Below are 25857 nucleotides of genomic sequence, written 5' to 3' on the forward strand. Positions count from 1 at the left end.
ACTCCTACGCGGCCAGGACCGGCCGCTTCCTACCCCGCCTCGGACGCCTACCCACCGAGACCATCACCCACAAATAACGCGATCTGAGCGCGATCACGGCGGGTCTACGACTTCACGGTCATCCCGCCATCCGTGTGCACCTGCAGGGTCACTTCAAGTGCATGTTCTCCACCAGCTCGCGCAGCTCCTGAGCTCGATCGGATGCTGCGTGGGCTTCAATGACCACCCCATCAGCTGGCGACCAGACCAGGCCGGCGGCATCGTCGCTGCGGATGCTGTTGGCTAGGGCCGGACGCCCGGACACGGTGGTCGCGGTCCCGCGGAACCAGTTCGTCTCCAAGTACCGGTCCAGGGTCAGGCCCTCAGCACGGGCCACCGACACGGTAATGCCACCGCCGTCACTGCCCGCGGCGATCGTCACCGCCACCGACGCCGGTGACGGCGCGTTGTCCGCGCGGACGGGCGCGCTCACGCTGGCCCCGGCGGGCAGATGGCCGATGACCACGCCATCGACCTCAGCCGCAGGGGCAGCCGGCAGCGGCGCGGCAGCGAAGACGTAAGGAGCCAAGGTCGTCCCGCCCTGGCTGCTCTGACCGATTTGACCGTCGTGTCTGGCGAGCAGACTCGGGCCGACAACGGCGGCCACGCTCAGGGCCAGTGCCGCAGGTAGGACCCGAACCCCGACGAGCTGGGCGCGGCGGCGGCGCTGGCGACGCGTCACTCCAGACAGCGTGCGCTCGGGGTCGAAAGGCAGGTCGGTGGTCGCGGCGTGAGCGGCGGTGCGGAAGTCGTCTTCAAGGGTGCTCATCGCAAGGCTCCCTTCCAGGAGGTCGTCTGGTCGCCCGATGCATCGGTCACGAGGGTGGTCACCGCGTCGGTCGGTGTGTGCGTCGCGGCCGTGACCGGTGGGTCCGGCGGTGGTGGGCTGAGGTGGGGCAGCAGGTCACGTAGCCGCTGCAGCCCCCGCGAGGCGTGGCTCTTGACCGTGCCGATCGAGCAGTGCAGGACATCAGCGGTCTCGGCTTCGCTGTAGCCCTCCCAGTGACGCAGCACCACCACCGCCCGCTGGCGCGGAGGCAGCTGCCGCAACGCCGCCAGCAGGTCGTAGCGCTGGTCGACCCGCGTTGCCTCATCCCCCGCTGCAGCGTGGTCACCGTCCAGGGACAGCCACCGGTGCCAGCGAGGCCGGCGCCGGGCGGCCAGGCGGGTCATCGCGGTACGCAGGTAGGCGCCGGGGTGCTCGACCTGGGCGGGCCAGCGACGGAAGCAGACCTCGAGGGTGTCCTGGAGGAGGTCTTCGGCCTCTGCGTGTGAGCCGGTGAGCAAGGTGGCGGTGCGCAGCAGGGACGGGCCGTGCTGGTGAACGACTTGCTCGAGCCGGTCGCGGTCGGGTCTCATCGGTGACCCCTTCAGGACGGGTGGGTGGTGACACCCTTCTAGGGGCAGGGACGAGTTGAAAGGTTGTCATCGTCGCCTGACCAGCTTGCTCGATTCAGGCTCCACGACTTCACGGGGGTGGTCACCTTCCACCAGCAGCGCTCACCGAAGCGGTAGTCCGCAGCCGACACCCACCGCTCCGGCACAGAGCGGGCAAGCTGGCCGCTGCCTCGGCCCCCTGCTAGCTGCGAGCACACTCCAGGCCGTAGTTCCCCACCCGCATCGTGCCCTGGCCGGCGTCTTCGAGTCCCACTGAGACGGTGTAGTTGGACTGCTCGGAGACCGTCTGCCCGAGGGGGGCGCCAAGGGATTGACGGGTCGGTTCCTCGATGAGCGCCCGCGCCAGCACCTGCGCCTGCTCACGGGACAGCCGCTGCTCGCTGACGAGCGAATCCAAGTAGGCCTCGATCGCCTCTTCGGCAGTGGCGTACCCAGGGGCGTCTTCGTAGTCGATGACCACCCCGTCGTCCTTGCACGGGCCTGGCAAGGCGAGTGGGTCAGGCGCCGCTGTCTCTGTCGGCACTGAGGAGCCTGAGCTGCACGCGGACAGCAGGAAAGCGCTCAGCAGCAGAGGCAGTCGTGTCATCGCCATGGACGTGAGACGTGAAGCAGCGTGGACTGGCTCCACAGCTCAGCCTGATCTTCCTCTCATCCCGCGTTCAGTGCGCGATCATGGACGCTAGCGATGTCGCGCTCTTGTCGATCCGTGTGTGATCTCGCCAGCAACCGTCCACGCCTCCAGCGCGTCCAACCCTCATGGACCGCCCCCGCCCCCAGCACCGCCTACGGCCGACCGCCTGGACCGCCGCGGCGCTGACGGTGGCGGCTCTCACGGCCTGCTCCCCAACCGCCGGTGACGACGCCAGCAGTCCCGGCTTGGTGGTCGATGGACCCGTGGTCGCCCACAGCACCCACAGCGACAGCAGCATGGCCGCCTACGTCGGCGGCACCCTCACCTACGACGGCACCTGCCTGACCCTGGACGACGAACCCGTCCTGTGGCCAGTGGGCACCACCTGGGACGAGCAAGCCTCAACTCTCCTGCTGCCCGAAGGCGACACCATCACCGCGGGCAGCGCCCTGTACGGCGACGGAGGTCACACCCCCCTCGCCGACGACACCACCAACACCGACGCCGATCGACGTGAGGGCGCCGCGCTGCTCGAGCAGTGTCTCGGCCCCAGCGAACTCGTGACCAACTTCAACACCGGCGCCCGCCTGAGTAGCGACCCTCAGCCCTCCTGACCCCACGTTCGTCCCGCGCTCCGAGCATCCGCGGTAGGCCACCGACCCCACGGTCATCCCGCCTTCCGGGCGCGGCCACGGTCGCTAGCGACGCCCGCGTGACGAGGCCGCCAGCCGACCCCGCTGGTGCGCACCGACACGACGAAAGCAGCCCTGCACCTGATCAGCGTCACTAGCCTTCCTTCATGAGACCGTTCACCCGACGAGGCTGGACTTTGCTCGCCCTGCTGACGGTGAGCACTCTCAGCGCCTGCTCCAGCGATCAACCCGCCCCCACCGACGCCGCAAAGGCATGGGACGTCGCCTTCAACGCCGCTGAAGCCGACGGAGCAGGACCTCTCATCGCTTCCGGCGCCGAAGGCTGGCAGAGCTCGGACGTCACGGTCGGCCCCCTCACCGCCGGCACCACCTACGGGGCCTTCGCCGCCTGCACCGGCGGCGGAAGCCTGGGACTGGACCTGGCTGGCACCGCGGTCACTGTCGACTGCGACGGGCAAGGACACCGCGTCGGGGACCTCGTCCCCACCACCGGCACCGCCACGTTCTCGGTCACCGAAGCCCACGACGGCCCCTCACAGTGGGGCGTGGCCGTCACCACCAGCTGAGCCGCCTCAGCTCACCCGCGCCCCGACGCCTCGAGCCCCGTGCGGCTCGCCTTGCTGAGGGCACGACGCACCGCTCGGTCATCCCGCAATCCGCGTGCTGGCCGACGGCTGGGTGATGTCCGTTCGTGGTGAGAGGCGCGAGATCACAACCTGCGTCACGGGGGTTGATGCTGCCCGGTCGGGCTGACATGGACCACTACCCGCCGATGACCTCGACACTACGACGGTGACCCCGCAACGACCCGTCACTCAGGAACTGGCCAGCGTAGCCAGAACTGGCTACACTCGCTGGCGTGAAGACCATCACTGCCCGCGAACTGCGCAACGAGTACGCGCGCATCCTGCGAGAACTGGAGGACACGGGCGAGGGCTACACGATCACCAACCACGGACGGCCTGTCGCCCGCATCACGCCCATCGCACCCGTCCCCGACCGCCTGCGCGCCTTCAGCGGCGTCCCCCTCAGCGCTGCCGCCAGCCTCAACTCCGTCGCTGGCCCGTTCGACCACTCCGAGTTCGACCGTCAGGTGGCCGAGACGCTCGACCCGATCGCGCGTGATCCTTACGCAGGACGCGACGATGACCCGGGCACCGAGGCTGTGCAGCCGAGCCAGCCCGACGACTCGAGCTCCGCGACGGACGCCCGCGCCGTCCGCGAGTGGGCGACCACCCACGGCCGCGAGGCCGCCCCTCGCGGTCCACGACTGGGTGACCTCACCAAGCAGATCGCCCAGGAGAGGTTCAACCAGCAGTGACCGCTGGATACCTCCTGGACACGAATGTCCTTATCGACATCCTGCGCGCTCCGGTCGGGTCTGCGTTCAGCATCGACCCCAACCAGCCCACCTACGTCTCGCAGATGACGTTCGCGGAACTCCGCTTCGGCATCGCTGTGGCCTCCGGGCCGACTCAGCAGCAGCGCCTCACCGACTTCACCATCGCGCGGCGCCTGTGGCCGAACGCCCTCCCCGTGGACGACACCGTCGTGGACGCCTACGGACAGGTGGCCGCGAGCATCCTCGCGGCCGGCGGGACGAAGAAGCAGCTCCGCATCCAGGTCGTCGACGCCTACCTCGCCGCGACCGCGCACGCCTTCGACCTCGAACTGGTGACCAACAACCTGAGCGACTTCCAGGACGTGTCCGGCCTCCTCGCCGTCACCCCGTTCATCGTCACCGCACCTTAGGAGACCCAGCACCGGCAAGGGCGTGCTCATGACACAGCGCGCGGAACGCACGGTCATCCCGCGATCCGCGCGCGATCACCGCTGGTCGCGACCCTCGGCCGCAGGGTAGCCAGTGGTCTGCCGCGGCCCAGCCCATCGGGCCAGGTCTGCTTTCCCACCCGCAGATCCGAGGAGCCGGAATGGTTCCCGTCGTCTTGCAGCCGCAGGCCGAGCAGGACCGGCCGCCGACCGCGGGCGGGGCGGGGATCGAACTCGTGGATGCCGACTCGACCATCCCCCTGGTGCGCGACCACGCTCGCGTGGTGCGCCCCCGCTCGGGCCGGTTCCCCCGCCCGGTCGGGGACGGCGGAGGTGGAGACGACCGTGGCCCGGTGGTCCTGCCGAGCGCGCGTCAGCTCACCGGTGGTCCCCGGTGCGGAGGGTGGCTCCAGGAGGACGTGGAAGGGGGCGGGGTCCACCTCGCCGCTCCGCACGACGACCGGGGCGTCGCCCGTCGCCGCCTCGCAGGCGGGCAGCTCGTCGCGGCACGCGACGACGCCCGGACCCTCGCTCACGACGTCGAGGACCGGGTGGCCCCACCAGGTGCCGGTGGGGGCCGTGGTGGTGTCGGCGGGCGGTTCGACCGGCACGGCGCCAGGTGCCCGGGTAGCGCTGCTCCGACTCGCGCACCTGGCGCGGCGTCACTGCACCAGGTGGCGGCGAGCGGCCGCGGTCACGGCGGCCGCCACCCGGTCGAGCGACGCCGAGCGCAGCTTCCACTGCTGCCAGTGCAGGACAACGTCGATCGCGCCGGCGGGGTCGACGTCCACCAGCGAACCGGCGACCTCGTCGGGGTAGCTCTGCAGGTCGGGCAGCATGCCCCAGCCCAGGCCCAGGCGGACGGCGGTCAGGAAGTCCGCGGAGGAGGGCACGTGGTGCACCGGTGGCTGGGCCGTCCCCTCGGTCCCGGGCAGGCGCCTGCGCAGGTAGCGGTGCTGCAGGTCGTCCTTGCGGTCGAAGACCACCACGGGGGCCCGCGCCAGGGCTCGGGCCGTCGGGCCGTCGGGGAACCACTCGCGGGCGCGGTCGGCGGCCACCACCGGTCGGTAGCGCATGACCCCCAGCCGGGTGACCGAGCACCCGGACACCGGATCGGCATCGGTGGTGACGGCGGCCACCACCGTGCCCGCGCGCAGCAGCGACGCGGTGTGGCCCTCGTCGTCGCGGTGGATCTCGAAGCACACCGGTCCGGCCAGGGGGGCCAGGGCGGGCAGCACCCAGGTGGCCAGGGAGTCGGCGTTGACGGCGATCGGCAGCGTCTGCACGCCCCGCCCCGCCGGCCCGCCCGCCCCGTCGGCGTCCAGTTCGGCGAGGGTGTCGCCGGTCAGCAGCTCGACCTGGCGGGCCAGGCGCAGCAGCACCTCGCCCGAGCCGGTGACCCGCACCGGCTTGCTGCGCACCAGCAGCACCCGGCCGGTGGCGACCTCCAGGGCGCGCAGGCGCTGGCTGATCGCCGAGGGGGTCACGTGCAGGGCCCGGGCCGCGGCCTCGAGGGTGCCCTCGGAGACCGCGGCGCTCAGGGCGCGCAGCTGACCCAGGTCCAGGTCCATGGACAGCGATGCTAACGGTGCTGCAGGAAGATGAGCTTCTCTTCCGCCGCGGGGGTGCCTACGGTCGCCGGGTGCTCCCCGCTCTCCTCGCCGCCGCCTCCGGCCTCGGGCTCGGCCTGTCGTTGATCGTCGCGATCGGCTCGCAGAACGCCTTCGTGCTGCGGCAGGGTCTGCGCCGCCAGCACGTGGGCGCGGTGGTGCTGGTGTGCCTGCTCTCCGACGCGGCGCTCATCGGCGCGGGGGTGGCCGGTGCCGGCGCCGTCGTCCGCAGCCACCCCGGCCTGCTGGACGTGGTGCGCGTCGCCGGCGCCGGCTTCCTGGCCGCGTACGGGTTCCTCGCGGCCCGCCGCGCGTGGCGCCCGCAGTCGCTGGACCCCCGGGACGCGGCGACGCCGGTCTCACCGGCCGCGACGGTGGCCACCGCCCTGGCGCTGACCTGGCTGAACCCGCACGTCTACCTCGACACCGTGGTCCTGCTCGGCTCGATCGCCCAGAGCCACCCCGGGCGCCAGTGGTGGTTCGCCGCCGGTGCGGCGCTGGCCAGCGCCGCGTGGTTCGCCGCCCTGGGGTACGGCGCGACGCTGCTGCGCCCGCTGTTCGCTCGCCCGCGCGCCTGGCGGGTGCTCGACGTGGTGATCGCCTCGGTGATGTTCGCCCTGGCCGCCTCCCTGCTGCTGTCCACCGCCTGAGCGGCGCCCCGCGACGGGCCCGGCCGGTGCCGTGCGCCGCGCGTCAGCCCGCGTCGCGCTGCGCGGCCGGCAGCGCGGCCAGCGCCCGGTTCTCCGCGGGCAGCCGGAACCCCAGCAGCAGCACCGCGTTCAGGACGGTGAACACCGCCGCGGTGACCCAGCAGGTGTGCACCAGCGGCAGCGCGAAGCCCTCGACGACCACCACCACGTAGTTGGGGTGCTTGAGGAAGCGGTAGGGCCCGCGGGTGACCAGCGGCATGCCCGGCACCACGATGACGCGGGTGTTCCACCGCCGCCCCAGCGAGCCGATGCACCACCAGCGCAGCATCTGGCTGAGCACCGCCAGCACCAGCATCGGCCAGCCCAGCGCCGGCAGGAACGGGCGGTCGGCGAGCGCCACCTCGACCAGGCAGGCCAGCAGCAGGCCGGTGTGCAGCACGACCATCGGGCCGAAGTGCCCGCGGCCGGTCTCCACGCCGCCGCGGGCGAAGGACCAGCGCGCGTTGCGGGTGGAGACCACCAGCTCGGCGATGCGCTCGGCGCCGGTGGCCAGCACGAGCGCGGCGAACAGCGCGGTGCTCACGCCGCGGCCCGCAGCAGCACCTGCTCGGTGCCCACGCCGGGCCCGACGGCCAGCACGAGGGCGTGCTCACCGGGCTGGTGCGGCGTGGCGGCCAGGACGTGCAGCACCGAGGAGCTGGACAGGTTGCCCGCACCGCGCAGCGCGTCCCAGCTGGGGGCCAGCGCCCCGGTGGGCCCGTCGGCCAGGTCGAGCGCGCCGGCCACGGCGCGCAGCACCTTCGGTCCCCCGGCGTGCACGACCCAGCGCCGCACCCCGTCCGGGTCCAGCCCGTGCTCACCCAGCAGGGCGCGCACCTCGGCGCCGAGCTCGGCGGCCAGCAGGTCGGGCAGGTCGGCGGCCAGCACGATGCTCAGCCCGGAGCTGCCCACGTCCCAGCCGAGTGCGTCGGCGGTGCCCGGGTACAGCCGGCTGCGGGAGCCCAGCACGTCCCACCCGGGCGTGCCGGCTGCCCGGTCGGCACCGGCCAGCACGACGGCGCTCGCACCGTCGCCGAACAGGCCGCTGGCGACGAGGTTGGCGGTGGAGCCGTCCTCGCGCTGCAGCGTCAGCGAGCACAGCTCCACCGAGACCAGCACCCCGACCTGGCCGGGGTGGCCTGCGAGGTAGTCGTCCACGCGCGCCAGCCCCGCCGCCCCGGCGGCGCAGCCGAGGCCGAACGAGGGCAGCCGCTTCACGGTGGGCCGAAGACCGCAGCGCACCGCCAGGGCGGCGTCCAGCGAGGGGGCCCCGACGCCGGTGACGGTGGTGAACAGCAGGAAGTCCACCTCCTCCGGGGTCACGCCCGCGGTCGCCAGCGCACCCTTCAGGGCCCGCTCGGCCAGGTCCAGGCCGATCTCGGCGAACTCGGCGTTGGCCGCGGTGAACGAACCCAGGCGGGCGTAGCGCTCCAGCGGCAGCGCCAGGTGCCGGTGCTGGACGCCGGAGGCGGCGTGCAGGCGGTGCAGCAGCTGGCGCCGCGGGCCCTCGGGGGCCAGCAGGGGCGCCAGCTGCTCGGCGATCTCGGCCTGCCCGTAGCGGTGCGGGGGCAGGACCGGTTCCACCGCCACCACCCGGGAGGAGCGGGGGACGTGGGGCGGTGCGGTGGGCGGCATGGGGCGATGCTGTCTCAGAGGACCGACTCGTACACCTCGAGGGTGCGGCCGGCGATCGCCGACCAGCTGAAGTCCTCCACGGCGCGCCGGCGCCCGGCTGCGCCGCGCTCGCGGGCGCGGTCGGGGTCGGAGACGGCCTCGGCCAGCGCGGCGGCCAGGTCGGCGACGAAGCGCTCGGGGTCCACGGGGGCACCGGTGCCGTCGGCGACCTGCTCGATGGGCACCAGCCAGCCGGTCTCGCCGTCGCGCACGACCTCGGGGATGCCACCGGTGGCGGTGCCGACCACGGCGGCGCCGCACGCCATGGCCTCCAGGTTGACGATCCCGAGGGGCTCGTACACCGACGGGCACACGAACACGGTGGCCTGCGACAGGTGCTGCAGCAGCTCCTGGCGCGACAGGTGCCGGTCCAGCCAGACCACGCCGGAGCGCTGCTGCTGCAGCTCGCCGACCAGACCGGCCACCTCGGCGGCGATCTCGGGGGTGTCGGGGGCGCCGGCGCACAGCACCAGCTGCACCTGAGGCGGCAGCTGGGCGGCGGCGCGCAGCAGGTGCGGCAGCCCCTTCTGGCGGGTGATGCGCCCGACGAAGACGACGCTGGGCCGGTCGGGGTCCACGCCGTTGGCGCGCACGAGGTCGCGGCCGTCCACGGGGGTCCACTCGGTCGCGTCGATGCCGTTGTGCACCACGTGAACCTTCGCCGGGTCCAGGGCCGGGTAGCTGCGCAGGATGTCCGCGCGCATGCCGGCGCTGACGGCGATCACGCCGGCCGCGGCCTCGAAGGCGGTGCGCTCGGCCCAGCTGGACAGGGCGTAGCCGCCGCCGAGCTGCTCGGCCTTCCACGGCCGCAGCGGCTCCAGGCTGTGCGCGGTCACCACGTGCGGGACCCCGTGCAGCAGGGAGGCCAGGTGCCCGGCGGTGTTGGCGTACCAGGTGTGCGAGTGCACCAGGTCCGCCCCGGCGGTGCCCGCGGCCATCGGCAGGTCCACCCCCAGGGTGCGCAGCGCCGCGTTGGCGCCGGCCAGCTCCACCGGCTCGCCGTAGGCGGTGACGCCCTCCTCCTCGCGGGGGGCGCCGAAGCAGCGCACGAGCACCTCCGGGCCGCCCTCGACGGCGCGCAGCGCGCGCACCAGCTCGGCCACGTGCACCCCGGCGCCGCCGTACACCTCCGGCGGGTACTCCCTGGTCAGCAGGTCCACGCGCATGCTCGCTCCTCGTGCTCGTCCGGTCCGCTCCGCGCCCGCCCGACGGGCCCGCGAGCGGGCTCCGGCGACGACGCGCGGGGCGTTTCCCGGGCATCGTGGCGGTCGCGGCCCTATCGTGCCCCTCGTGGCTGCACCCAACGTCCTCGCGATCGTCCTCGCCGGCGGGGAGGGCAAGCGGCTGATGCCCCTCACCGCCGACCGGGCCAAGCCCGCCGTGCCCTTCGGCGGCACCTACCGGCTCATCGACTTCGCCCTGTCGAACCTCGTCAACGCCGGGTTCCGCAAGGTCGTGGTGCTGACGCAGTACAAGTCCCACAGCCTGGACCGCCACATCTCGCAGTCGTGGCGGATGTCGAACCTCTTCGGCAGCTACATCGCCTCCGTGCCGGCGCAGCAGCGCGTGGGCAAGCGCTGGTACCTGGGCAGCGCCGACGCGATCTTCCAGTCGATGAACCTCATCCACGACGAGCGCCCCGACATCGTCGTGGTGGTCGGCGCCGACCACGTGTACCGGATGGACTTCTCCCAGATGGTCGACGCGCACGTGGCCTCCGGGGCGCCGTGCTCGGTGGCCGCGATCCGCCAGCCGATCTCGCTGGCCGACCAGTTCGGCGTCATCCAGACCGAGCCGGGCAGCAACCGGATCGCGCAGTTCCTGGAGAAGCCCAAGCACCCGCAGGGCCTGGCCGACTCCCCGCACGAGGTGCTGGCCTCGATGGGCAACTACGTCTTCGACGCCGACGCGCTCGTGGACGCGGTGACCCGCGACGCCGAGGAGGAGGACTCCAAGCACGACATGGGCGGCGACATCGTGCCCGACTTCGTCGAGCGCGGCCTGGCCGGCGTGTACGACTTCAAGGACAACGAGGTGCCCGGCGCCACCGACCGCGACCGCGCGTACTGGCGCGACGTGGGCACCATCGACTCCTACTTCGAGGCCCAGATGGACCTCATCTCGGTGCTGCCGGTCTTCAACCTCTACAACTACGAGTGGCCCATCATCGCCGCGCAGGACTTCTACCCGCCGGCGAAGTTCGTGCACGGCTGGCAGGGCACCTACGGGCACGCGGTGAACTCCATCATCTCCGCCGGCACCGTCGTCTCCGGGGCCCTGGTGGAGAAGTCGGTGGTCTCCCCGAAGGTGCGCCTGGACTCCTGGGCGCACGTCAGCGAGTCCGTCCTCATGGACGGGGTGCAGGTGGGCCGGCACGCGGTGGTGCAGCGGGCCATTCTCGACAAGAACGTCATCGTGCCCGAGGACGCCCGCGTGGGGGTCGACCCCGAGGAGGACCGCGCGCGCGGCTTCACCGTCACCGACTCGGGCATCACGGTGGTCGGCAAGGGGCAGACGATCCCGTCCTGAGCGCGTGGGGCGCGCCCCTGTCGCCCGGGGGCGCCGTGCGGCAGCATCGGGGTCCATGACTTCCCCCGCACCCGCCGCCGGCGACCGCCCGGTGCGCATCGGCGTCCAGCTCCAGCCGCAGCACGCCCCCTACCCCGCGATCCGCGCCGCCGCCGCGCGCGCGGAGGAGATGGGCCTGGACGTCGCCTTCAACTGGGACCACTTCTACCCGCTGTACGGCGACCCGGACGGCCTGCACTTCGAGTGCTGGACGATGCTGGCCGCGTGGGCGGAGGCCACCAGCCGCATCGAGATCGGTGCGCTGGTCACCTGCAACAGCTACCGCAACCCCCAGCTGCTGGCGGACATGGCCCGCACCGTGGACCACGTCTCCGCGCACGACACCGGCACCGGGCGCCTGGTCCTGGGCATCGGCTCGGGCTGGTTCGAGAAGGACTACACCGAGTACGGCTACGAGTTCGGCACCGCCGGCGCCCGCCTGGACAAGCTCGCCGAGGACCTGCCGCTGATCGAGTCGCGCCTGGCGGCCCTGAACCCGGCGCCCACCCGCCGTGTCCCGGTGCTCATCGGCGGCGGCGGAGAGCGCAAGACGCTGCGCATCGTGGCCCGGCACGCCGACATCTGGCACGGCTTCGGCGACGCGGAGACCATCGCGCACAAGCACGAGGTCCTCGACGCGCACTGCGCGGCGATCGGTCGCGACCCGCACGAGATCGAGCGGTCCGCCGGCGTCGACACCGCGGACGACCCCGGTGAGAAGGGCGAGGCCCTGCACGCCGCCGGCACGCGGCTGTTCACGATCGGCGTGGGCGGCCCCGACTTCGACCTGGCGCCCCTGCAGCAGTGGCTCTCCTGGCGCGACGAGAAGAACGCCGGCGCCTGACGCGTGCGAGCGCTCGCCGCGCGGCCCGCCCGGCTCACCCGGTTCACCCGGCCGCCCCGGGCGGGCCGGTAGCCTTCCGCGCGTGCCCGGAACCCTCGACGACACGTCCCCGGGCGCAGTGCCCGCCGGTGGACCCGCCCTCCTCGTGACCGTCACCGGCGCCGACCGCCCCGGGGTGACCTCCGCGCTGTTCACCGAACTGGCCGGCACCGACGCGCAGGTCCTCGACGTCGAGCAGGTCGTCGTCGGCGGCGTGCTGACGCTGGCCGTGCTCGTGGGCACCGCGGAGCCGGCGGCGGTGGCCTCGGCGCTGGCCGGCTGGGGCGAGCCGCACGGCCTGGAGGTGACCTGCACCGTGCGCGAGCCCGCCGCACCGGCGGCGCGCCCGCGGCGGCTGCACGTGACGCTGCTGGGCGCCCCGCTGCGCCCGGCGGCCATCGCCCGCACCACCGCGGTGCTCGCCGAGCGCGGCGCCAACGTGGACCGCGTGCGGCGCATGTCCTCCACCCCCGTGACCAGCGTCGAGTTCGACGTGTCGGTGGACGCCACCGCCGAGGAGGTCCTGGACCTGCGACGGGCGCTGGCCGCCGAGGCCGGCCGGCACGGCCTGGACGCCGCCGTCTCCCCCGGCGGCCTGGCCCGGATGGGGCGGCGCCTGGTCGTCATGGACGTCGACTCCACCCTGATCCGCCAGGAGGTGATCGAACTGCTGGCCGCGCACGCCGGGCGTGAGGCGGAGGTGGCCGCCGTCACCGAGCGCGCCATGCGCGGCGAGATCGACTTCGCCGCCTCCCTGCTGCAGCGCGTCGCGTGCCTGGAGGGCCTGGACACCTCCGTGGTCGAGCGGGTGCGCGAGGCGGTCGTGCTGACACCGGGGGCGCGCACGCTGTGCCGCACGCTGCACCGGCTGGGGTTCACCCTCGCGCTGGTCTCCGGCGGGTTCCTGGAGGTCGTGGGCCCGCTGGCCGCGGAGCTGGGCATCGCGCACGTGCGCGCCAACCGGCTCCAGGTGGTGCACGGGCGCTTCACCGGCCGGCTGCTGGGCCCGGTGGTGGACCGCGCCGCCAAGGCGGCGGCCCTGCGCGAGTTCGCCGCCGCCGAGGGGCTGCCGCTGCACCGCACCGTCGCCATCGGCGACGGCGCCAACGACCTGGACATGATCGGCGCCGCGGGCCTGGGCATCGCCTTCAACGCCAAGCCCGTGGTGCGCGAGCAGGCCGACGCCGCGCTCAACGTGCCCTACCTGGACGCCGTCCTGCCGCTGCTGGGCATCACCCGCGAGGACGTGGAGGACGCCGACCTGGCCGACGAGGCCCTGGCCCGCACGCCGTCCACCGGCGCGGCCCCGGCCGGTCGCTGAGGGGTGGTGGTGCCTGCGGGTCGCCCCGCGGGCACCACCGCCCCTCGCCGACCGGTCCGCTCCGGGCCCCGGCGGGCGTGCTCAGCCGTTGCCGCTGGCCCAGGTGGCCAGGGCCACCAGCCCGGCGACGACGACCACCATGCAGACGGCCACCACCACCAGGCGCCGGCCGCCGGAGGGCGGGGGCTGCTCGCCCACGGCCCGTCAGGACCCCATGGCGTGGAAGCCGCCGTCGACGTGGATCATCTCGCCGGTCGTGGCCGGGAACCAGTCCGACATCAGCGCCAGGGCGGCGCGCGCCGGCGGCTCGGTGTCGGTCACGTCCCAGCCCAGCGGGGAGCGCTCGCCCCAGGTGCCCTCGAGGGTCTCGAAGCCGGGGATGGAGGTCGCCGCGGTGGTGCGCAGCGGGCCGGCCGAGACGACGTTGACGCGCACGCCCTTCGGGCCCAGGTCGCGGGCCAGGTAGCGGGCGGTGGACTCGAACGCGGCCTTGGCCACGCCCATCCAGTCGTAGACCGGCCAGGCCACGCGCGCGTCGAAGGTCAGGCCCACGACCGAGCCGCCGTTCGCCATGAGCGGCAGGGCGGCCACCGCGATGGACTTCAGCGAGTACGCCGAGACCTGCAGCGCGGTCGCCACGCTGGACCACTCGGTGTTCAGGAAGTTGCCGCCCATGGCGTCCTTGGGCGCGAAGCCGATGGAGTGCAGCACCCCGTCCAGGCCGTCGACGTGCTCGCGCACGCGGGACTCCAGCGCCGCGAGGTCCTCCTCGCTGGTGGCGTCCAGCTCGACGACCGGTGCGGGCTTCGGCAGCCGCTTGGCGATCGTGGAGGTGATCTTCATCTGGCGCCCGAAGGACGACAGCACGACCTCGGCGCCCTCCTCCTGCGCGACGCGGGCGACCGCGAACGCGATCGAGCGGTCGGTGAGCACTCCGGTGACGAGCAGCCGCTTGCCGTCCAGCAGACCCATGGGTTCCTCTCTCCGTCCTTCGCTTGGTGTCAGTGGCCCATGCCGAGGCCGCCGTCGACGGGCAGCACCGCGCCGTTGACGTAGCCGGCGTCGGCGAGGAACAGCACGGCCTGCGCGACGTCGTCGACGTCGCCGAACCGGCCGGCGGGGATGCGGCCCTCGTAGTCGGCCTGCGTGGCCTCGGGCAGCTCGCGCGTCATGTCGGTGTCGATGAACCCGGGCGCCACGACGTTGGCGGTGATGCCGCGCCCGCCCAGCTCGCGGGCGATGGAGCGGGCCAGGCCCACCATGCCGGACTTGCTGGCGGCGTAGTTCGTCTGCCCGGGCGAGCCGTACAGGCCCACGACGCTGGAGACGAACACGATGCGGCCGCGCTTGGCGCGCACCATGCCGCGCACCGCCCGGCGGGCGCAGCGCCAGGCCCCGGCGAGGTTGGTGTCCACGACGGCGTCGAAGTCGTCGTCGCCCATGCGCATGAGCAGCTGGTCGCGGGTGATCCCGGCGTTGGCGACGAGCACCTCGACGGGCCCGTGCGCCTGCTCCACCTCGGCGAACGCGGCGTCCAGGGAGGCGCCGTCGGTGACGTCGGCGCGCACCCCCAGCAGGCCCTCGGGGACCTCTCCGGAGCGGTGCGTCACCGCGACCCGGTCGCCCCGGGCGGCGAAGGCGCGCGCCACGGCCAGGCCGATGCCGCGGTTGCCGCCGGTGACCAGGACGCTGCGCGGGGTGCGCTGCTCGCCGGGTGCCTGAGCGGCGGGGCTCGCCGCGGGCCTCGTGGCGGCTGCGGACGGGGCGTCGGGGGTTGCGTCGGGGGTGGCGTCGGGCACGGGGAGGAAAGCTAACGCATCGCCGGGGCCCGCGGCCCGGCGACCGCGGCCGGCGCTCGCAGCGGGGGCGGGTGTCGTACCCCGGGCTTACCGTGGGCGTCGTGCCCTCGCACCCCACCCCCGCCGGCGGGCACACCGCTCACACGGACCCCGCCGGCGTCTACCGGATCACCGCCGCCCCCACCGCCCACACCGACGACCTCGGCGTGCGCTACCGCAAGTACGTCGTCTCCATGGTGATCCGCACGGCCTGCTTCGTGCTGTTCGTCCTGGTCGACCACTGGACCCGCTGGCTCTTCGTGGCCGGCGCCCTCTTCCTGCCCTACGTCGCCGTCGTGCTGGCCAACGCCGGCCGGGAGTCCAAGGGGCCGCCGCCGCAGTCCTTCGACGTCCCGGACGCGCCGGTGCGCGACCTGCCCGCCCTCGAAGCACGCATCACCTCGGTGCGCTCCCCCGGTGACGACGCGTCCGGTGCACCGGGTGCACCCGCCGGTGGGCGCTCGGAGCGGGCCTCCTGAGCCGGGCGGCGCTCGTGCGGGCACGGGCCGCGGCCGGTGCGCCGCCGCACGTCGACCGGGCGCCGCGGCGGTGCGAGACTGGCGCCGTGGACACTCCAGCCGTCCCCGCGGCGCCGGGCGCACGAGGCTCCGCCGGGGAACCGGGGCACGAACCGCCGTCCGACCTCGTCTGCAGCGCCCGCGGCTGCACCTCCCCCGCCGACTTCGGCCTGCGGTGGAACAACCCCAGCCTGCACACGCCCGAGCGGCGCAAGACGTGGCTGGCGTGCGGGCAGCACCGCGAGCACCTCGCGCAGTTCCTCGGCGCCCGCGGCTTCCTGCGGGAGGTCGTCGGCGTCGACGCCCTGACCCCGTGAGCGCGCCCGCTGCCCCGCCCGGAGCGGGCACCGCCCGACCACCGGCCGGCACCGGCGCTCGCGGCGTGCTGGGGTTGCTGCGCGAGCCGGGCTGGCGGCGCGGGCTGGGCCTGGCCGTGGCCGTGGCCGTGGTGTGCCTGCTGCTGGGCCAGTGGCAGTGGCACCGGCGCCAGTCCCGGCTGGCCGCCAACGCGCCGCTGGTGAGCAACTACGACGCCACCCCCGTCGCCCTGGACACCGTCCTGCCGGCGGACGGCTCGCCCCCGGCGGAGGAGGACGTGTGGACGCCCGTGCGCGTCAGCGGCACCTACGACGCCGACGCCACCGTCCTGGTGCGCAACCGCCAGCACGGGGAGGCGATCGGCTACGACGTGCTGGTGCCGCTCGTGCTGGGTGACGGCACGGCCCTGCTGGTGGACCGCGGCTGGGTCCCGGCCGGCAGCACCACTCGGGCGCCGGACGCCGTGCCGGCACCGCCGCGGGGAACGGTCACCGTCACGGCACGGGTGCGCGGCTGGGAGGCGGCCCGTGACAGCACGGTGCCCGGCGGGCAGGTCTCGTCCGTCGCCGCCGGCCCGGTGGCCGAGGTGACGTCTTCCGCGGGGGCGCCGGCGCTGCGGGGCGGGTACGCGGTGCTCGCCGCGGAGGCGCCTTCCGCGGTGCCGGCACCGGCCCTGCCCGAGCGCCCCGGGGTCGACGAGGGGCCGCACCTGGCGTACACGGTGCAGTGGTACGGGTTCGCGCTGACGGCGCTGGTGGTCTGGGTCGTGGCGGGCCGTCGCGAGCTGCAGGCACGGGCGCTGCCGGTGCGGGAGGTGCCGGACGGTGCCGCGGGGGCACCGGGCGGGCCCTCCGGGCCGGTTCCCCCACCCGCCGCGCGGCGGCGCGGGCCGGCCCGCCCAGCGCGCTCGGCACGCCCGGTGCGCCGGGGCAGCGATGAGGAGGCCGAGGACCTCGCCGTGGACGCATCGGCACGTCCGCAGCGCTGAGCACCCCGCGACGCACCGCCGAGTGGTGATGCTGCGTGGCTCACTAGCCACCCTGCGCAACAATGTGGTCATGGACCTTGGCCTGAGCGACCGCGTCTACATCGTTTCCGGTGCCTCCACCGGACTGGGGCGCTCCTGCGCGCAGGTGCTCGCCGACGAGGGAGCGCTGCTGGTGCTGTCGGCCGGCGACCCCGAGGAGCTGGCCGCCGTCGCCGGCGGCATCGGTTCCCCCGAGCGGATGCTGCTGGTCCCCGGCGACATCGCCGAGCCCGGTACCGAGACGCGCCTGGTCGCCGCCGCCAACGCCCGCTTCGGGCGCCTGGACGGGGCCGTCGTCTCCTGCGGCACGCCGCCCACCTCGTCCGTGCTGGAGGCCACCGACGCCTCGTGGCGCGAGGCGTTCGAGGCCAGCCTGCTGGGTCCGCTGCGGCTGGCGCGCTCGGTGGCCAAGGCCGCCACCGGCGAGGGCGCCTCGCTGGTGATGCTGCTGTCGAGCACCGTGCGCAGCCCCGACCAGGAGGCCGGGGTCGCCAACGGGCTGCGACCCGGCCTGGCGATGGCCGCCAAGGCCCTGGCCGACGAGCTGGGCCCGCGCGGGATCCGGATCAACAACGTGCTCGTGGGCCGGGTCGAGTCCGACTCGCCCCTGGAGTTCGAGGAGCCCGCCTCGCCGGACGGCGACGGGCTCGGCGCGGTCCCGCTGCGCCGGGCCGGTCTGCCCGACGAGTTCGCGCGCGCTGCGGTGTTCCTGCTGTCCCCGGCGGCCTCCTACGTCACCGGGGCGTCCCTGACCGTGGACGGGGGCGCCGACCGCTCGCTGTGAGCGGCCGGAGGCCCCGTCCACGGCCCGGGCTCAACTCGCCCGCTGCTCGGGCTCCGGGTGCTGCTTGGTGCGCCCCCGGGTGGCGCCACCCCTGCTGCGCAGCGAGACCTCGCTCTCACTGAGCAGCCGGTGGACGAAGCCGTACGAGCGCCCGGCCTCCTCCGCCAGGGCACGGATGCTCTTGCCCTCCGCGTACCCCTTCGACAGCTCCTCGGCGAGCTGCGCGCGTTCCGTCCCGCTCAACCGGGATCCCCGCTTGACCGCCTCGGTCACACCGACCTCCTCCACGTCGTCGCCGACGCCCACCATGGTCACCACCTGTGGCGCGATCGGCCACTCGAACGCGTCCACGAGTGCCGGGCGAGGTCCCGGGACCTCGCCCGGGCGCGCGTCAGGCGAGCGAGACGAGCTCGGCGTAGGAGGCGTTCCAGAGGTCCTCGACGCCGTCGGGCAGCAGCACGACGCGCTCGGGGTCCAGAGCCTCCACGGCCCCCTCGTCGTGGGTGACGAGCACCACGGCACCCTCGTAGTGCCGCAGCGCGTCCAGGATCTCCGCACGGCTGGCCGGGTCCAGGTTGTTCGTCGGCTCGTCCAGCAGCAGCACGTTGGCGCTGGAGACGACGAGGGTGGCCAGCGCCAGGCGGGTCTTCTCCCCACCGGAGAGCACCCCGGCGGGCTTGTCGACGTCGTCGCCGGAGAACAGGAAGGAGCCCAGCACGGTGCGCACCCGGGTGTCGTCCAGGTCGGGGGACGCCGAGCGCATGTTCTCCAGCACGGTCCGATCCACGTCCAGGGTCTCGTGCTCCTGGGCGTAGTAGCCGATCTTCACGCCGTGGCCGCCGATGATCCGGCCGGTGTCCGGTTGCTCCACCCCGCCCAGCATGCGCAGCAGCGTCGTCTTGCCCGCGCCGTTCAGGCCCAGGATGACCACGCGGCTGCCGCGGTCGATGGCCAGGTCCACCCCGGTGAAGATCTCCAGCGAGCCGTAGGACTTCGACAACCCCTGCGCCGTCAAGGGGGTCTTGCCGCAGGGCGCGGGCTTGGGGAAGCGCAGCTTGGCGACCTTGTCCTGGGCCCGGACGTCCTCCAGGCCGCTGACCAGGCGCTCGGCACGCTTGGCCATGTTCTGCGCGGCCACCGCCTTGGTGGCCTTGGCGCGCATCTTGTCGGCCTGCGCCATGAGGGCACCGGCCTTCTTCTCGGCGTTGGCGCGCTCGCGCTGGCGGCGCTTCTCGTCGGTCTCGCGCTGCTTGAGGTAGCTCTTCCAGCCCACGTTGTAGACGTCGATCGTGGCGCGGTTGGCGTCCAGGTGGAACACCCGGTTGACGACGACCTCCAGCAGCTCGACGTCGTGACTGATGACGATCAGGCCGCCGGAGTAGCTCTTGAGGTGGTCGCGCAGCCAGGCGATGGAGTCGGCGTCCAGGTGGTTGGTGGGTTCGTCCAGCAGCAGCGTCTCGCTGGCCGAGAAGAGGATGCGGGCCAGTTCCACGCGCCGGCGCTGACCGCCCGAGAGGGTCTTCAGCGGCTGGTCCAGGATGCGTTCGGGCAGGTTGAGGTTCGCGCAGATGCGCGCCGCCTCGCTCTCGGCGGTGTAACCGCCCATGGCCACGAACCGCGCGTCGAGCTTGGTGTAGCGGTCCATCGCCCGGTCCCGGACCTTGGGGTCCTCGCTGGCCATGTCCTGCTCGGCGCGCCGCAGGCGCGTGATGACCTCGTCCAGGCCGCGGGCGGCCAGGATGCGGTCGCGGGCGAGCATCTCCGGGTCCCCGGCGCGCGGGTCCTGCGGCAGGTAGCCGATCTCACCGGAACGGGTCACGGTGCCGGAGGCGGGCTGGGCCTCACCGGCCAGCACCTTTGTCAAGGTGGTCTTGCCGGCGCCGTTGCGGCCCACCAGGCCGATGCGGTCGCCGGCGGCGACGCGGAAGTTCACGCCCTCCATCAGGAGCCGGGCTCCCGCACGCAGTTCGATGTCGGTCGCGACGATCACGGGGGCAGCTCTCAGCGGACGGGAGGTCGGGGACGGCACCATCCTAGGGCGTTCGCGCGCCGGCCCGTCCCGACCACCCGCGTGCGCCCCGCACCCGCACGCCGGTCCGCTACCGTCACGCCATGCCATCCCCCCTGCGCCGGTCGCCGGCGCGCGCCGCCGCGCGGGCAGCCGCCGGAACCCGCCCCGACGTGTCCCGCCGTCCCCCCCGCGAGGCGGCGGGCGGGGCGCTCGACGACGTGCGCCGCCCGGCCGGCCGCACCCGTGACCTGGCCCTGGTGGCCGTCTTCGCCGCACTCGTGGCCGCGCTGGCGCTGACGCCGGCGCTGCCGGTCGGCCCGCTCGGCGTGCCGATCACCCTGCAGACGCTGGGCCTGATGCTGTGCGGGACGGTGCTGGGGCCCTGGCGGGGCGCGCTGGCGGCGCTGGTGTACCTGGTCCTGGGCCTGGCCGGGCTGCCGGTGTTCGCCGGCGGAGCGGCGGGGCTGGCGGTCCTGGCCGGTCCCAGCGCCGGGTTCCTGCTGGCCTACCCCGCCGGGGCGCTGGTCACCGGGGCGCTGGCGCGCGCCGGCGCCCGCCGCCGGGCACCGCTGGCCGGTGCCGTCGCGGGCTGCCTGCTGGGCGGGATCGCCGTCGTGCACGCCGGCGGGGTGCCGGGCATGGCGCTGGCCGGCGGCCTGGAGCCGGGCGAGGCGGCGGTCGCATCGCTGCGCTACGTGCCCGGCGACCTCGTCAAGGCCGTCGTGGCCGTCGTGGTGGCCACCGCGGTGCACCGCGCCTCCCCGCGGCTGCTGCTGGGCCGCTGAGCGGGACGGCCGTGCCCGGGCCGGGCGGGCCGGCGTGATCCGCTTGTCGGGGGCCGAGGTGCGCGCCGGGGCCCGGGTGGTCCTGCACCCGCTGAGCGTGGACCTCGCCGAACCCTCGATCGCGCTGGTCGGTCCCAACGGCTCGGGCAAGTCCACGCTGCTGCGCCTGCTCAACGGCCTGGTGCTGCCCTCGGCGGGCACCGTGGAGGTCGACGGCCTGCAGCCGGAGCTCGCCCTGGCCGCGGTGCGCCGGCGGGTGGGGTTCGTCTTCCCCGACCCCGACGCGCAGGTGGTCATGCCCACCCCGCTGGAAGACGTGGTCCTGTCGCTGCGCCGCGCCGGGGTGCCCCGGCGTGAGCGGGAGCCCCGGGCCCGAGCGCTGCTGGCGGAGCAGGGGCTGGCCGAGGGCGCCGACGCCGGGGTGCGCCGGCTGTCGTCGGGGCAACGCCAGCTGCTGGCCCTGACGGCGGTCCTGGCCACCGGCCCGGCGGTGCTGGCGTGCGACGAGCCGACGACGCTGCTGGACCTGCGCAACGCCCGGCGCGTGGCGGACGTGCTGCTGAGCTCGCCGGCGCAGCTGGTGGTGGCCACCCACGACCTGGACCTGGCCGCCCGCACGCGGCGGGCGCTGTGGCTGGAGGGCGGACGGCTGGTCGCCGACGGACCGGCCGCCGAGGTCGTGGCCGCGTACCGGGCCGGCGCGTGAGGTGGTCGCACCGACGTCGCGGGCTGGCGACGGCGGCGCCCCTGCTGGGCCGGCTGCAACCGGGCACCTCCTGGCTGCACCGCGCCGGCGCGGGCGCGAAGCTCCTGGCGCTGGTGGGCGTCGGGCTGGCCACGGGCCTGACCCGGTGGCTGCTGGCGCCGGTGCCCGCGGCGCTGGTCCTGGCGGGGGTGTGCGCCGTGGTCGCCGGTGCGGCGCTGAGCGCCGGGCTGCGGCCGAGCTACCTGGCCGGGCAGCTGCGCTCGCTGGCGTGGGTTCTGGTGGCGCTGGGGGCGTTCCAGGTGTGGTCGCAGGGCCCGGCGCGGGCTGCGGCGGTGCTCGCCGGGCTCGTGGGGTGCCTGTGGGCGGCGGCCGCGGTGACCGCGACCACCCCGGTCCCGGTGCTGCTGGACGCCGTGGCGCAGGCAGCCCGGCCGCTGCGGCGGGTGGGGGTGCACCCCGAGCAGGTGGCGCTGACGTTCACGGTGGCCGTGGCGGGGGTGCCGGTGGTGGCGGGGCTGCTCGCCGACGCGCGCGACGCTGCCGCGGCCCGCGGCCTGCAGCGGAACCCGCGGGCGGTGCTGGTGCCGGCGGTGGTGCGCACCGTGGCGCACGCCGAGGCGGTCAGCGAGGCGCTGGCCGCGCGCGGGCTCGAGCACGGCCCGGGCGAGGACCCCGAGCAGGAGGGGTGAGCCCCGCGGGGAGGCCCGTGCGTGGGGACGGGACGCGACCGGGGGCCGGCCGCTGTGGCGGCCGGCCCCCGGTCGAGGTCGCGGGTGGGAACGCTCAGGCGTCGTTCCCGGGCGTTGTCGTCTCAGACGTTGAAGCCGAGCGCGCGCAGCTGCTCACGCCCGTCGTCGGTGATCTTCTCCGGCCCCCACGGCGGCATCCACACCCAGTTGATGCGGTGGTCGGCGACCACGTCGGTCAGCGCCTGCCGGGTCTGGTCCTCGATGACGTCGGTCAGCGGGCACGCCGCGCTGGTGAGCGTCATGTCGATGGTGGCCACGTTCTCCTCGGACACCGACAGCCCGTAGATCAGGCCGAGGTCGACGACGTTGATGCCCAGCTCGGGGTCCACGACGTCCTTGAGGGCCTCCTCCACCTCCTCCACGGGGGCGGGGACCGGGCCCGCCGCCGCGGGGGCGGCGGGCTGCTCGGCGGGCTGCTCGGTGCTCTGGGTGGTGGTGTCGCTCACGACGACCTCCGGGGTCTCAGGCGCGGGTGAGGAAGCGGTCGTAACCGGTCTCCTCGAGGGAGTCGGCGAGCTCGGGACCACCCTGCTCGGCGACGCGGCCCTCGACGAAGACGTGGACGAACTGCGGCTTGATGTAGCGCAGGATCCGCGTGTAGTGGGTGATCAGGAGCACGCCGGGGCCGGTGCTCGCCAGGGCGCGGTTGACGCCCTCGGAGACGACCTTCAGCGCGTCGACGTCCAGGCCGGAGTCGGTCTCGTCCAGGACCGCGAACTTCGGCTTGAGCAGCTCCATCTGCAGGATCTCGTGGCGCTTCTTCTCACCGCCGGAGAAGTGCTCGTTGACGTTGCGCTCGGCGAAGGTGGGGTCCATCTTCAGGTCGTCCATCGCCTGCTTGACGTCCTTGACCCAGGTGCGGAGCTTCGGCGCCTCGCCGTCGATGGCGGTCTTGGCGGTGCGCAGGAAGTTCGACACCGTCACACCGGGGACCTCGACGGGGTACTGCATGGCCAGGAACAGGCCGGCGCGGGCGCGCTCGTCGACGCTCATCGCCAGCACGTCCTCGCCGTCCAACGTCACCGAGCCACCGGTGACGGTGTACTTGGGGTGGCCGGCGATGGAGTACGCCAGGGTCGACTTGCCGGACCCGTTCGGGCCCATGACCGCGTGCACCTCGCCCGACTTCAGGGTGAGGTCGACACCGCGGAGGATCTCCTTGGTGCCGCCGTCGGCCTCGTCGACCGTGACGTGCAGGTCGCGGATCTCCAGCGTGGGCATCAGTTCTCCTCGGTGCTGCTCGCGCCGGCCAGGGCGGTGGCGGCGAGCTCGGTCTCGATCGTGGTCATGAGTCGCTCGGAGATCTCCGGCACGCCGATGCGCTCGACGATGCCGGCGAAGAAGCCGCGCACCACCAGCCGGCGGGCCTCGTCCTCGGGGATGCCGCGCGCCTGCAGGTAGAACAGCTGCTCGTCGTCGAAGCGGCCGGTCGCCGAGGCGTGGCCCGCCCCGACGATCTCACCGGTCTCGATCTCCAGGTTCGGCACCGAGTCGGCGCGCGCGCCGTCGGTGAGGACCAGGTTGCGGTTGAGCTCGTAGGTCTCGGTGCCCTCGGCGGCGGCGCGGATGAGGACGTCACCGATCCACACCGCGTGCGCGTCGGCGCCCTGCAGGGCGCCCTTGTACTCCACGTAGCTCTTGCAGTTCGTGGCTTCGTGGTCGACGAACAGGCGGTGCTCCAGGTGCTGGCCGGCGTCCGCGAAGTAGACGCCCAGGGCCTGCGCGTCGCCACCGGGTGCGGCGTAGCGCACGTTGGTGGACACCCGCACCGCCTTGCCGCCGAGGCTGACGGCGATGTGCCGCACTCGGGCGTCGCGCCCGACCAGGACGTCGTGCTGGCCGACGTGCACGGCGTCGGCGTCCCACTCCTGCAGCGTCACGACGGTCAGGTCGGAGCCGTCGCCGGCACGCACCTCCACGCCGCCGCGGTGGGCGCCGGAGCCGGTGTGCGCCACGACGACGAGGGCCTTGGCGTGGTGGCCGGCCTCGACGACCAGGTGCCCGGACGTGGTGCTGCCGGCGGTGCCGCGCACCGCCACCAGCACGGGGGCGTCCAGTTCGGCCTCGGCCGGGACGGAGACCAGGTGCGCCTCGGTGGTGGCGGCCCAGCCGGCGGCCGCGATCCGGTCACCGGGGGTGAACGCCGTGCCGGCGCCCACCTCCTGCAGCGTGCCGGTGCGGTGCACCACCGCGTCGGGCGCGGTGACCTCGACCCGGGCGGAGCCGGCGGGGGCGGCCTCGAACAGGGGGGCGAACTCGCGCAGCGGCGAGAACTTCCACTCCTCCTCGCGGCCGGTGGGCACGGCGAAGTCGGCGACGTCGAAGGACGTCACGCGCTCGGCGCGGCTGGCGTCCGGCACCACGCCGGCACCGTGGCTGTGCGCCCGGGCGGTGTTGACGGGGGAACCCGCCGCCGGGTCGGTCTTCGTCTCGTCGACGGCGGTCATCAGCCGACGGCCCCTTCCATCTGCAGCTCGATCAGGCGGTTCAGTTCCAGCGCGTACTCCATGGGCAGCTCGCGCGCCACGGGCTCGATGAAACCACGGACGATCATGGCCATGGCCTCGTCCTCGGCCATGCCGCGGCTCATGAGGTAGAAGAGCTGGTCGTCGCTCACCTTGGAGACGGTCGCCTCGTGCCCCATGACGACGTCGTCCTCGCGGATGTCGTTGTACGGGTACGTGTCCGAGCGGGAGATGGTGTCGACCAGCAGCGCGTCGCAGCGCACCGTCGAGGCCGAGTGGTGCGCCCCCTCCAGGACCTGGATGAGGCCGCGGTAGGAGGTGCGCCCGCCACCGCGGGCGATCGACTTGGAGACGATCGAGCTGGCGGTGTGCGGCGCGGCGTGCACCATCTTGGCGCCCGCGTCCTGGTGCTGGCCCTCACCGGCCATCGCGATGGACAGCGTCTCGCCCTTGGCGTGCTCGCCCATGAGGTAGATCGCCGGGTACTTCATCGTCACCTTGGAGCCGATGTTGCCGTCGATCCACTCCATGGTGGCGCCCTCGGCGGCCGTGGCGCGCTTGGTCACCAGGTTGTAGACGTTGTTGGACCAGTTCTGGATGGTCGTGTACCGCACGCGGGCGTTCTTCTTCACGACGATCTCCACGACCGCCGAGTGCAGCGAGTCGGACTGGTAGATCGGCGCGGTGCAGCCCTCGACGTAGTGCACGTACGAGCCCTCGTCGGCGATGATCAGCGTCCGCTCGAACTGGCCCATGTTCTCGGTGTTGATCCGGAAGTAGGCCTGCAGCGGGATGTCGACGTGGACGCCCGGGGGCACGTAGATGAAGGAGCCGCCGGACCACACCGCGGTGTTCAGCGAGGCGAACTTGTTGTCACCGACGGGGATGACGGTGCCGAAGTACTCCTTGAAGAGCTCCTCGTGCTCGCGCAGGCCGGTGTCGGTGTCGACGAAGATGACGCCCTTCTCCTCCAGGTCCTCGCGGATCTGGTGGTAGACGACCTCCGACTCGTACTGCGCGGCGACGCCGGCGATGAGGCGCTGCTTCTCGGCCTCCGGGATGCCCAGGCGGTCGTAGGTGTTCTTGATGTCCTCGGGCAGCTCGTCCCAGCTGGTGGCCTGCTTCTCCGTGGAGCGCACGAAGTACTTGATGTTGTCGAAGTCGATGCCGGTGAGGTCCGAGCCCCAGTTGGGCATGGGCTTGCGGTAGAACAGCTTCAGCGCCTTCAGGCGCATCTGCAGCATCCACTCGGGCTCGCCCTTCTTCGCCGAGATGTCGCGCACGACCTCCTCGGACAGCCCGCGGCGCGCGGTGGAGCCGGCGCTGTCGGAGTCGGCCCACCCGTAGCGGTACTTGCCCAGGCCCTCGAGCTCCGGCGGTCCCGCCAGGTCGGTGGTCTGGGTGTCAGACACGGTGTCGG

Annotated in this window: 31 protein-coding genes; 15 read left to right on the forward strand and 16 right to left on the reverse strand. The window is 73.8% G+C overall.

Annotated features, from left to right (window positions below):
- Positions 1 to 148: 148 nt before the first annotated feature.
- The 3 genes from ACRYR8_RS09580 to ACRYR8_RS09590 all read right to left on the reverse strand — a co-directional run bounded on the left by ACRYR8_RS09580 (position 149) and on the right by ACRYR8_RS09590 (position 1897).
- Positions 149 to 808, reverse strand: coding sequence for a hypothetical protein (locus ACRYR8_RS09580; RefSeq protein WP_432484241.1), 660 nt, complete (start codon positions 806 to 808; stop codon positions 149 to 151).
- Positions 805 to 1398, reverse strand: a complete 594-nt coding sequence (locus tag ACRYR8_RS09585) for a SigE family RNA polymerase sigma factor (protein ID WP_432484242.1) — start codon at positions 1396 to 1398, stop codon at positions 805 to 807. The genes ACRYR8_RS09580 and ACRYR8_RS09585 overlap by 4 nt, the downstream gene beginning before the upstream one ends.
- A gap of 220 nt (positions 1399 to 1618) precedes the next feature.
- Positions 1619 to 1897, reverse strand: coding sequence for a hypothetical protein (locus tag ACRYR8_RS09590; RefSeq protein ID WP_432484243.1), 279 nt, complete (start codon positions 1895 to 1897; stop codon positions 1619 to 1621).
- A 434-nt stretch (positions 1898 to 2331) separates the two neighbouring features.
- Between ACRYR8_RS09590 and ACRYR8_RS09595 the strand changes: the two genes are divergently transcribed.
- From ACRYR8_RS09595 to ACRYR8_RS09610, 4 genes are all read left to right on the forward strand, one after another.
- A complete protein-coding gene (locus ACRYR8_RS09595) occupies positions 2332 to 2682 on the forward strand; it encodes a hypothetical protein (protein ID WP_432484244.1) in 351 nt (116 codons plus the stop codon).
- Between the two features lie 233 nt (positions 2683 to 2915).
- Complete coding sequence (locus ACRYR8_RS09600) at positions 2916 to 3287, forward strand: hypothetical protein (protein ID WP_432484245.1); 372 nt, start codon at positions 2916 to 2918, stop codon at positions 3285 to 3287.
- A gap of 293 nt (positions 3288 to 3580) precedes the next feature.
- Complete coding sequence (locus tag ACRYR8_RS09605) at positions 3581 to 4042, forward strand: type II toxin-antitoxin system Phd/YefM family antitoxin (RefSeq protein WP_432484247.1); 462 nt, start codon at positions 3581 to 3583, stop codon at positions 4040 to 4042.
- On the forward strand, positions 4039 to 4473 hold the full coding sequence (locus tag ACRYR8_RS09610) for a type II toxin-antitoxin system VapC family toxin (RefSeq protein WP_432484248.1): 435 nt from the start codon (positions 4039 to 4041) through the stop codon (positions 4471 to 4473). The genes ACRYR8_RS09605 and ACRYR8_RS09610 overlap by 4 nt, the downstream gene beginning before the upstream one ends.
- A gap of 53 nt (positions 4474 to 4526) precedes the next feature.
- Here ACRYR8_RS09610 and ACRYR8_RS09615 read toward each other — a convergent pair whose 3' ends face one another.
- Together ACRYR8_RS09615 and ACRYR8_RS09620 are read right to left on the reverse strand one after the other, a co-directional pair.
- The gene (locus ACRYR8_RS09615; RefSeq protein WP_432484249.1) at positions 4527 to 5102 is read right to left on the reverse strand and encodes a hypothetical protein; all 576 of its coding nucleotides are present in this window, start codon (positions 5100 to 5102) and stop codon (positions 4527 to 4529) included.
- 51 nt (positions 5103 to 5153) lie between these two features.
- Positions 5154 to 6062, reverse strand: coding sequence for a LysR family transcriptional regulator ArgP (locus ACRYR8_RS09620; RefSeq protein ID WP_432484250.1), 909 nt, complete (start codon positions 6060 to 6062; stop codon positions 5154 to 5156).
- Between the two features lie 71 nt (positions 6063 to 6133).
- Here ACRYR8_RS09620 and ACRYR8_RS09625 point away from each other — a divergent pair, with 71 nt between their 5' ends.
- Complete coding sequence (locus ACRYR8_RS09625; protein ID WP_432484251.1) at positions 6134 to 6751, forward strand: LysE/ArgO family amino acid transporter; 618 nt, start codon at positions 6134 to 6136, stop codon at positions 6749 to 6751.
- 43 nt (positions 6752 to 6794) lie between these two features.
- On the opposite strand, the gene ACRYR8_RS09630 is transcribed toward ACRYR8_RS09625, so the two are convergent.
- The 3 genes from ACRYR8_RS09630 to glgA are packed head-to-tail and all read right to left on the reverse strand — an operon-like array spanning position 6795 to position 9630.
- Positions 6795 to 7334, reverse strand: a complete 540-nt coding sequence (locus ACRYR8_RS09630; protein WP_432484252.1) for an isoprenylcysteine carboxyl methyltransferase family protein — start codon at positions 7332 to 7334, stop codon at positions 6795 to 6797.
- A complete protein-coding gene (locus ACRYR8_RS09635) occupies positions 7331 to 8425 on the reverse strand; it encodes a type III polyketide synthase (protein ID WP_432484253.1) in 1095 nt (364 codons plus the stop codon). Before ACRYR8_RS09635 ends, ACRYR8_RS09630 begins: the two co-directional genes overlap by 4 nt.
- 14 nt (positions 8426 to 8439) lie before the next feature.
- Positions 8440 to 9630, reverse strand: coding sequence for a glycogen synthase (gene glgA / locus ACRYR8_RS09640; protein ID WP_432484254.1), 1191 nt, complete (start codon positions 9628 to 9630; stop codon positions 8440 to 8442).
- A gap of 124 nt (positions 9631 to 9754) precedes the next feature.
- On the opposite strand from glgA, the gene glgC reads away from it, so the two are divergent.
- The 3 genes from glgC to serB all read left to right on the forward strand — a co-directional run bounded on the left by glgC (position 9755) and on the right by serB (position 13236).
- A complete protein-coding gene (gene glgC / locus ACRYR8_RS09645) occupies positions 9755 to 10993 on the forward strand; it encodes a glucose-1-phosphate adenylyltransferase (protein ID WP_432484255.1) in 1239 nt (412 codons plus the stop codon).
- A 55-nt stretch (positions 10994 to 11048) separates the two neighbouring features.
- A complete protein-coding gene (locus ACRYR8_RS09650; protein WP_432484256.1) occupies positions 11049 to 11876 on the forward strand; it encodes an LLM class F420-dependent oxidoreductase in 828 nt (275 codons plus the stop codon).
- Positions 11877 to 11958: 82 nt separating this feature from the next.
- Positions 11959 to 13236 (forward strand): phosphoserine phosphatase SerB, encoded by a 1278-nt coding sequence (gene serB, locus ACRYR8_RS09655; RefSeq protein ID WP_432484257.1) that lies wholly within the window; start codon positions 11959 to 11961, stop codon positions 13234 to 13236.
- Positions 13237 to 13440: 204 nt separating this feature from the next.
- Here the strand turns inward: serB and fabI are convergent, their stop codons facing one another.
- Together fabI and fabG are read right to left on the reverse strand one after the other, a co-directional pair.
- Positions 13441 to 14208: an enoyl-ACP reductase FabI gene (gene fabI / locus ACRYR8_RS09660; RefSeq protein ID WP_432484258.1), complete on the reverse strand. Its 768-nt coding sequence runs from the start codon at positions 14206 to 14208 to the stop codon at positions 13441 to 13443.
- A gap of 29 nt (positions 14209 to 14237) precedes the next feature.
- A complete protein-coding gene (fabG, locus tag ACRYR8_RS09665) occupies positions 14238 to 15035 on the reverse strand; it encodes a 3-oxoacyl-ACP reductase FabG (protein ID WP_432484259.1) in 798 nt (265 codons plus the stop codon).
- A gap of 101 nt (positions 15036 to 15136) precedes the next feature.
- Here fabG and ACRYR8_RS09670 point away from each other — a divergent pair, with 101 nt between their 5' ends.
- From ACRYR8_RS09670 to ACRYR8_RS09685, 4 genes are all read left to right on the forward strand, one after another.
- Positions 15137 to 15553: a DUF3099 domain-containing protein gene (locus ACRYR8_RS09670; protein ID WP_432484260.1), complete on the forward strand. Its 417-nt coding sequence runs from the start codon at positions 15137 to 15139 to the stop codon at positions 15551 to 15553.
- A gap of 86 nt (positions 15554 to 15639) precedes the next feature.
- Positions 15640 to 15909: a hypothetical protein gene (locus ACRYR8_RS09675; RefSeq protein WP_432484261.1), complete on the forward strand. Its 270-nt coding sequence runs from the start codon at positions 15640 to 15642 to the stop codon at positions 15907 to 15909.
- Complete coding sequence (locus tag ACRYR8_RS09680; RefSeq protein ID WP_432484262.1) at positions 15906 to 16898, forward strand: SURF1 family cytochrome oxidase biogenesis protein; 993 nt, start codon at positions 15906 to 15908, stop codon at positions 16896 to 16898. The genes ACRYR8_RS09675 and ACRYR8_RS09680 overlap by 4 nt, the downstream gene beginning before the upstream one ends.
- 70 nt (positions 16899 to 16968) lie before the next feature.
- On the forward strand, positions 16969 to 17721 hold the full coding sequence (locus tag ACRYR8_RS09685) for an SDR family oxidoreductase (protein WP_432484263.1): 753 nt from the start codon (positions 16969 to 16971) through the stop codon (positions 17719 to 17721).
- A 30-nt stretch (positions 17722 to 17751) separates the two neighbouring features.
- On the opposite strand, the gene ACRYR8_RS09690 is transcribed toward ACRYR8_RS09685, so the two are convergent.
- Both ACRYR8_RS09690 and ACRYR8_RS09695 read right to left on the reverse strand, forming a co-directional pair.
- A complete protein-coding gene (locus ACRYR8_RS09690) occupies positions 17752 to 18030 on the reverse strand; it encodes a helix-turn-helix domain-containing protein (RefSeq protein ID WP_432484264.1) in 279 nt (92 codons plus the stop codon).
- An 82-nt stretch (positions 18031 to 18112) separates the two neighbouring features.
- Positions 18113 to 19711 carry an ABC-F family ATP-binding cassette domain-containing protein gene (locus tag ACRYR8_RS09695; RefSeq protein ID WP_432484265.1) on the reverse strand — a complete coding sequence of 533 codons (1599 nt, stop codon included), beginning with the start codon at positions 19709 to 19711 and terminating at the stop codon, positions 18113 to 18115.
- Positions 19712 to 19833: 122 nt separating this feature from the next.
- Here ACRYR8_RS09695 and ACRYR8_RS09700 point away from each other — a divergent pair, with 122 nt between their 5' ends.
- From ACRYR8_RS09700 to ACRYR8_RS09710, 3 genes are read left to right on the forward strand one after another with little or no spacing between them, the layout of a single operon-like run.
- Positions 19834 to 20517 (forward strand): biotin transporter BioY, encoded by a 684-nt coding sequence (locus tag ACRYR8_RS09700; RefSeq protein WP_432484266.1) that lies wholly within the window; start codon positions 19834 to 19836, stop codon positions 20515 to 20517.
- 34 nt (positions 20518 to 20551) lie between these two features.
- Positions 20552 to 21223, forward strand: a complete 672-nt coding sequence (locus tag ACRYR8_RS09705) for an energy-coupling factor ABC transporter ATP-binding protein (protein ID WP_432484267.1) — start codon at positions 20552 to 20554, stop codon at positions 21221 to 21223.
- A complete protein-coding gene (locus ACRYR8_RS09710) occupies positions 21220 to 21912 on the forward strand; it encodes a CbiQ family ECF transporter T component (RefSeq protein ID WP_432484269.1) in 693 nt (230 codons plus the stop codon). Before ACRYR8_RS09705 ends, ACRYR8_RS09710 begins: the two co-directional genes overlap by 4 nt.
- A 122-nt stretch (positions 21913 to 22034) precedes the next feature.
- Here the strand turns inward: ACRYR8_RS09710 and ACRYR8_RS09715 are convergent, their stop codons facing one another.
- From ACRYR8_RS09715 to sufB, 4 genes are read right to left on the reverse strand one after another with little or no spacing between them, the layout of a single operon-like run.
- On the reverse strand, positions 22035 to 22418 hold the full coding sequence (locus ACRYR8_RS09715; RefSeq protein WP_432484271.1) for a metal-sulfur cluster assembly factor: 384 nt from the start codon (positions 22416 to 22418) through the stop codon (positions 22035 to 22037).
- Between the two features lie 16 nt (positions 22419 to 22434).
- Positions 22435 to 23193, reverse strand: a complete 759-nt coding sequence (gene sufC, locus ACRYR8_RS09720; RefSeq protein WP_432484273.1) for a Fe-S cluster assembly ATPase SufC — start codon at positions 23191 to 23193, stop codon at positions 22435 to 22437.
- Positions 23193 to 24419: a Fe-S cluster assembly protein SufD gene (gene sufD, locus ACRYR8_RS09725; RefSeq protein WP_432484275.1), complete on the reverse strand. Its 1227-nt coding sequence runs from the start codon at positions 24417 to 24419 to the stop codon at positions 23193 to 23195. Before sufD ends, sufC begins: the two co-directional genes overlap by 1 nt.
- Complete coding sequence (sufB, locus tag ACRYR8_RS09730) at positions 24419 to 25849, reverse strand: Fe-S cluster assembly protein SufB (protein ID WP_432484276.1); 1431 nt, start codon at positions 25847 to 25849, stop codon at positions 24419 to 24421. The genes sufD and sufB overlap by 1 nt, the downstream gene beginning before the upstream one ends.
- Between the last annotated feature and the right edge of the window lie 8 nt (positions 25850 to 25857).

Source organism: Kineococcus esterisolvens (assembly GCF_050871405.1).
Lineage (GTDB): Bacteria > Actinomycetota > Actinomycetes > Actinomycetales > Kineococcaceae > Kineococcus.

Excerpts from the sequence above, each read along its gene's own strand:
- ACRYR8_RS09580 (WP_432484241.1), bottom strand. The coding sequence starts at position 808 with ATGAGCACCCTTGAAGACGACTTCCGCACCGCCGCTCACGCCGCGACC.
- ACRYR8_RS09585 (WP_432484242.1), bottom strand. The coding sequence starts at position 1,398 with ATGAGACCCGACCGCGACCGGCTCGAGCAAGTCGTTCACCAGCACGGC.
- ACRYR8_RS09620 (WP_432484250.1), bottom strand. The coding sequence starts at position 6,062 with ATGGACCTGGACCTGGGTCAGCTGCGCGCCCTGAGCGCCGCGGTCTCC.
- ACRYR8_RS09635 (WP_432484253.1), bottom strand. The coding sequence starts at position 8,425 with ATGCCGCCCACCGCACCGCCCCACGTCCCCCGCTCCTCCCGGGTGGTG.
- glgA (WP_432484254.1), bottom strand. The coding sequence starts at position 9,630 with ATGCGCGTGGACCTGCTGACCAGGGAGTACCCGCCGGAGGTGTACGGC.
- ACRYR8_RS09650 (WP_432484256.1), top strand. The coding sequence starts at position 11,049 with ATGACTTCCCCCGCACCCGCCGCCGGCGACCGCCCGGTGCGCATCGGC.
- fabI (WP_432484258.1), bottom strand. The coding sequence starts at position 14,208 with ATGGGTCTGCTGGACGGCAAGCGGCTGCTCGTCACCGGAGTGCTCACC.
- ACRYR8_RS09685 (WP_432484263.1), top strand. The coding sequence starts at position 16,969 with ATGGACCTTGGCCTGAGCGACCGCGTCTACATCGTTTCCGGTGCCTCC.
- ACRYR8_RS09690 (WP_432484264.1), bottom strand. The coding sequence starts at position 18,030 with ATGGTGGGCGTCGGCGACGACGTGGAGGAGGTCGGTGTGACCGAGGCG.
- ACRYR8_RS09700 (WP_432484266.1), top strand. The coding sequence starts at position 19,834 with ATGCCATCCCCCCTGCGCCGGTCGCCGGCGCGCGCCGCCGCGCGGGCA.
- sufC (WP_432484273.1), bottom strand. The coding sequence starts at position 23,193 with ATGCCCACGCTGGAGATCCGCGACCTGCACGTCACGGTCGACGAGGCC.
- sufD (WP_432484275.1), bottom strand. The coding sequence starts at position 24,419 with ATGACCGCCGTCGACGAGACGAAGACCGACCCGGCGGCGGGTTCCCCC.